General features: G+C 65.1%; 5 protein-coding genes. 1 reads left to right on the top strand and 4 read right to left on the bottom strand.

Going from position 1 to position 5,082, the window contains the following annotated elements:
• Positions 1-163: 163 nt before the first annotated feature.
• From GY937_13330 to GY937_13320, 3 genes are all read right to left on the bottom strand, one after another.
• A complete protein-coding gene (locus GY937_13330) occupies positions 164-1,441 on the bottom strand; it encodes a hypothetical protein (GenBank protein MCP5057688.1) in 1,278 nt (425 codons plus the stop codon).
• Positions 1,442-1,735: 294 nt separating this feature from the next.
• A complete protein-coding gene (locus GY937_13325) occupies positions 1,736-2,308 on the bottom strand; it encodes a NifU family protein (GenBank protein ID MCP5057687.1) in 573 nt (190 codons plus the stop codon).
• 50 nt (positions 2,309-2,358) lie between these two features.
• A complete protein-coding gene (locus tag GY937_13320; GenBank protein MCP5057686.1) occupies positions 2,359-3,144 on the bottom strand; it encodes an HAD family hydrolase in 786 nt (261 codons plus the stop codon).
• Between the two features lie 142 nt (positions 3,145-3,286).
• Here GY937_13320 and GY937_13315 point away from each other — a divergent pair, with 142 nt between their 5' ends.
• Positions 3,287-4,273 (top strand): hypothetical protein, encoded by a 987-nt coding sequence (locus tag GY937_13315; GenBank protein MCP5057685.1) that lies wholly within the window; start codon positions 3,287-3,289, stop codon positions 4,271-4,273.
• 3 nt (positions 4,274-4,276) lie between these two features.
• Here GY937_13315 and GY937_13310 read toward each other — a convergent pair whose 3' ends face one another.
• The gene (locus GY937_13310; protein ID MCP5057684.1) at positions 4,277-4,840 is read right to left on the bottom strand and encodes a CBS domain-containing protein; all 564 of its coding nucleotides are present in this window, start codon (positions 4,838-4,840) and stop codon (positions 4,277-4,279) included.
• Between the last annotated feature and the right edge of the window lie 242 nt (positions 4,841-5,082).

Here is a 5,082-nt window from a genome sequence, read left to right as displayed (position 1 = left end):
TGACAGTCTGTGCGGTAGTATCCGGCTTCATGAAGGGGCCCTTGTTGAGGGGAAACGCGTGTCGCAACACGTTTCTACCGCAACTGGGGCCTTCTTCAATTCAGGAACGCGACTTCTTCATGAATTATTCGGGCTAGAGGGGGACGTTCTTCTTCGCCCCTGATCAACCCCCGACGGGGTTGTCTCCAGTGGCCTTGGCGCGTCTCTCCTGCGGCGACTCTGGACTGCAGACGCCCTTCGGGCAGAACGCGACCTTGAACACTTCAGCCGCAAGCTGGCTTCCGCTCATCCAGTAGAGCGGCCCTTGCACTGCAACCGTCGCGACCGCGATGCGCGGGGCCTCGGCCGGCGCAACGCCGATGAACCACTCGTAGCGCCCCTTCGGATCGGTGCCGTTCAGGCTGCCGGTCTTGCCTGCGACATTGACTCCCTTGAGAAGGGGACGTCCGCGACGGGTTCGGAAGGCCTTGCGGGCCGTACCGCGGCGGGTCGTATCCACGAGCATCTCGCGGAGGTCGTTCGCCAGGCCTCGCGTCAGGACACGAACCGGTGCCGCCGGCGGCCGCAGCGGAACGAGGGCCCCATCGTCGCCTTCGATCCGAGCGACCCAACGCGGCTGAAGCTTGTTCCCATGGGCGAGGACGCCCGCCAGCTGAACCGCGTGAAGCGGAGTGATGCGAAGCCCGTCGAGCCCGGAACCGAGTTCCCCGAGTTCCAGTCGATCCTCCCCCATCGTCGTGAGCTCGCCCGCCACGTGGTGGTTGGCCGGTGGGGAAAGGAAGCCAAAGCGATCGATGGCACGCACCAGACTATCCCGGCCGATGCGGTGCACCGCGTATTGCGCGAAGCATTTGTTATTCGACGTCGTCAATGCCTTGCGAAGGTTGGCCTCATTGCCGCCACGTTTGGGCGGATCCAGATGGCGGCGCCGCAACCGATAGGGGCTACCTGCGTAATGACACGTCTCCTGGGCGGCGGATGGTCGCTTGTCGAGAAGCGCGGCCGCTGTAACGACCTTCACCAGCGATGCGGCCGGGTAGGCTCTGCCCGGTGGAAAGCGCTCGGGATCGGTAGAGACATAGGCCAGCATCTCGCCCGTCTGGACGTCCATCACCAGGACGTGCCCCAGCTTGACCCGCCCCCGGTCGAGCACCTTCCAGATCTTCCGCGTCAGATCGGGGTCGAGGGTGTACTCGATGCGAAGCTTCCCGGGCAGGGGCGAGGCCTCCAGCCGCCCTCGTGCGACCGGCGGCTCCAGGGCTTCCTCCGGAACTGCGGAAAGCCCGAGCGAAGGAGGCTTCGAGGCGACCGGGGGCGGCTCGGTCGCCTCGGGAGGCGTCGTCGCCGGCTCATCGGATGAGCCGAGGCCGATGCTGAAGGCGACACCCAGCAACAACAGCAGGGCAGCGGCCGCAATCGTGAGCCGACCCCGAAGCGTCATCCTGCGGCGATTCCCGGAGCGTGCCCTCAGCCTCCCCGAGGTCTTCGCAAGCCTCTCGCCCGCTACCTCCCGAGCGCTTGCCAGCCTCTTTGCCCAGGGCCCCCGCCGGCGCGTTCGGGTAAAGAACGGACGCGGCCCGGGCTGCTCATTTCCCCCCTGCATCGCCGATCGGTCTCCTTGTCATCGAACTCGCCCGCTGCGGCCCTACCGGGTCCGCGGACGCGCCTTCGTTCCTCATCGACCCGCGCACTGGGGGGAAGGTGTGCGTGGGCTCACGGGTCTAGCGGGGTCCTCTCAGACCTGGATCACCCGCTCGACCTCTGGGACGACCTCCCTCAGCCGTCCCTCGATTCCAAACCGCAGAGTCGCCGTGGCGCTTGGACAGCCCACACACGAGCCCTGCAACATCACGCTGACAATGCCTTCTTCGAAGCCTATGAACACGACGTCACCGCCGTCCATGGCTACCGCCGGACGGATCTCATTTTCGATCACCGCCTTGATGCGCTCCTCGACCTCACCGCCCGCTCCGGCTGCTGCCGCTTCGAAAGCCGGACCCAGCGCGTCCTCGCCCCTCGCGACGAACGCTTTGATTGCATCCACGACCGGCTGCGCGAGGTCGGTCCATTCGGGTTCTGCCTGCTTCGTGACGGTGACGAAGTTCGAGCCGATGAGCACGCCCACCACACCGGGAACGCCAAACAACGTAGCGGCCAGCGGTGAAACCTCCGTATCGACCGGCTCGCGGAAATGGGCCGTGACACCTGTCGGGGCCAGTTCCGCCGAGATCATCCATTTGATGCTCTCGGGGTTTGGCGTGCGTTCTGCGTGCATCCGGAATTCGAGCCCGGGGCTGGCGGCGGTCATGGGGATGTCCTTGCGGGGGGCCCCTTTAACGTAGGGGGAAGGGCGCCGTTTCACACATCGACCCGCTGGGCCTCGCGTTCTGGAAACAATTCGGATTCCAGGCTCTCGAGACGAAGCACCTGGTGCCCCTGGGATCGGGCTTGCCGGCGCTCGCGCTCTCCGTTGTAGCCCCAGCTAGCCAGGGCGCAACGCACCCCCAACGAGGCGACCGAGGCCAGGTGGTTCAACTTGTCGTCCACGAACATGATCTCGGAGAACGCCACACCGGTACGGCCAGCCAGCGCCTCGAGATGGGCCCGTTTGCTGCGCCCGGCCTCCTTGTCGAGTACCCGCTCCGGCGGAAAGAGGTCAGCGATGCCGTAGCGCACCAACAACCGCTCGACCGAGGCGCGATCCTTCGCGGTGGCAATCGCCAGGATGACCTCGTCGGCGTGGCGTTCCAGCACGGGCAGGATTTCCTGATAGGGGCGCATCTCGGCGAGCCAGCCCTCGGGGTCCACCCTCGCCCAGGCCGACCGGACCTCGTAGAAGCGGCGATGGAAAGCTGCCAGTTCGTCCGCAGCCAACGTGGCAAAGAACGCGTCGTAGGCTGCCTGATCCGGCAGGGGTACACGCGCATCCAGCGCCGCCAACACGACCGCGAAGTCTTCCGCCCGATTGCCGAGAGGCATCCGGTCGACGAAGGCCGCGTACAGGGCCGGAGCCTCGGAGGCTCGCGTGATGTCCGGGAGCCCGCAGTCGGGCCGGAGCTCCCGAAAGCTTCGCACGGACACGACGAAGGCCTCGCTCGCCGAATCGGAAATCACTCCGTCGAAATCGAGGGCGAGGAGCTTCACCCTCCTACCTCGAGAACCGCCTGGCGACTGCACATGGGGATGCGTTAGCACGCATCGGGGCGCTCAACCCGGGGACCTGATCCGGCCTCCGACCCTTCTCTCGCAAAGACCGGACAGCCGGAGTGGCTACTCTTCGCGGGTCGTGGCCGGAATACAGGGAAATACCAAACGCTGGCAGCGGATTCTGCCGTGGATCGTCTCGATCTCGGCGCTGGTCTATGTGTTCGGCTACGCGACGGATTGGGGACGGCTCGTCGAAGCCACCCGCCAGGCAAACCTGCCACTCTTCGTACTGGTCACGTCGCTCGACAAGCTGGTGTTCTTCTTCGTCTGGGCATGGCTCCAAGCGGAGGCCCTGAATCGGCTGGTCACGCCCGTGCCCCACCGCACGGTGCTCTCGATCCGTGCCGGCTCCGAGCTCTTTCGGGCAATCAGCAACCCTCTCGCCGATGCGGCCTTCCTCCTGGGCATCTCCCGCCTGACCGGCGGGCGGCTCGACGCGGTCGTGACCGTCGCCCTGGTTCCGTTCGTCACCCATCTCATCATCTTGCTCCTTCAGCTCTCGGTCACGCTTCCGTTCCTGCCCGGCGGAATCGTGGGCAACGAACTCGTGATCACTGCGGCGCTCGTGGGTTGGTCCGTGATGGGCGCGATCGTCCTGGGCCTTCGCTTCGCACCGGCCGGCCGAATGCCCGGAGTGGCGCGAGCGTTGGCCTGGCTCGAGAGGATCCCGCTTCGACAGCTGACGCCGTTTCTCGTCTGGTTCGCGGTTCTGGCCGTTTTCGATGTGGCCATCCAGGGCGTTGCGACACGGGCTTTCGGTACACCCATCCCCTGGATCGCACTCGCCGGCCGCATCCCCTTGCTGTATCTGGCGCTGGCGATCCCCTCGGTGGGAAACTTCGGCGTGCGTGAGTTCACCTGGGCCGAACTCTACGCAGAGTTCGGCGATCGGGATGCGCTGATTGCCTACGCCTTCGCGACCAATGCGATCTTCCTCGCCTGGAACGTGCTGATCGGTATCTTCTTCCTACGCCGGGCCATTGCGTTGGTCAGCGAGGTCCGGCGCACGCGCAAGAGCGGCGAGCCCGTGCCTCAGCCGATGCTCCACGACGCGTTGGACGGCTGACGATCAACCGCCTTCGCGTTGGCGGTGGCGGTCCCCGCTCTGGTTGAGGATCTCGCGGGGAAACGCGTCCACCAGGAATTGGACGATGTCGCGAACGGAAACCACGAAGGCGGGACAGCCTTTGGCATCCACCACCGGCACGTGCCGAAAACCGCCCACGCTCATCTGACTCAATGTGTCAGCGATGGTCCCCTCTTCACTGAGACACTCGGGATCCGGGGTCATCACGTCGTTGAGGGCCAAGGTCGCCGGGTTGCGCCCGCCATCGACAACGCGGAAGAGCACATCTCGCTCGGTGAAGATGCCGATGACCGCGGTTCCGGGGGTGCCGTCCTCCGAAATCAGGACCACCCCCCGATGCTCTCCCTTCATCGCGCGAATGGCGTCCGTAACCGAATTTGCAGGCCCCAGCACGACAGGCTTGCGGGCCGGCAGAATGCTGGCCGGCTCCTTGAGGAGGCGTGTGTCGAAGCCATGATCGACGGGCCCCGCTCCCCGCAGGGACTCGAAATACGCTTCGTCTTGATCCTCGCTGCCATCGGAGAAGCCGTTGCGATCACGCGGCATGGAAACGCCCTCCCAGGGTTTGGGGCATCCGAGAGGATATCACGACTGGGTGGGGTTCAGCGACTCGTTCGGATCTCGACGCGAGGTCCACCTAGGGAAAACCCTAACCCGAATAATTCATGAAGAAGTCGCGTTCCTGAATTGAAGAAGGCCCCAGTTGCGGTAGAAACGTGTTGCGACACGCGTTTCCCCTCAACAAGGGCCCCTTCATGAAGCCGGATACTACCGCACAGACTGTCACC

The sequence above is a fragment of the bacterium genome (assembly GCA_024228115.1).
Taxonomy (GTDB): Bacteria; Myxococcota_A; UBA9160; order UBA9160; family UBA6930.
Note: the sequence above shows the minus strand (reverse complement) of the source record. Positions and strands in the feature narration are given on the sequence as shown.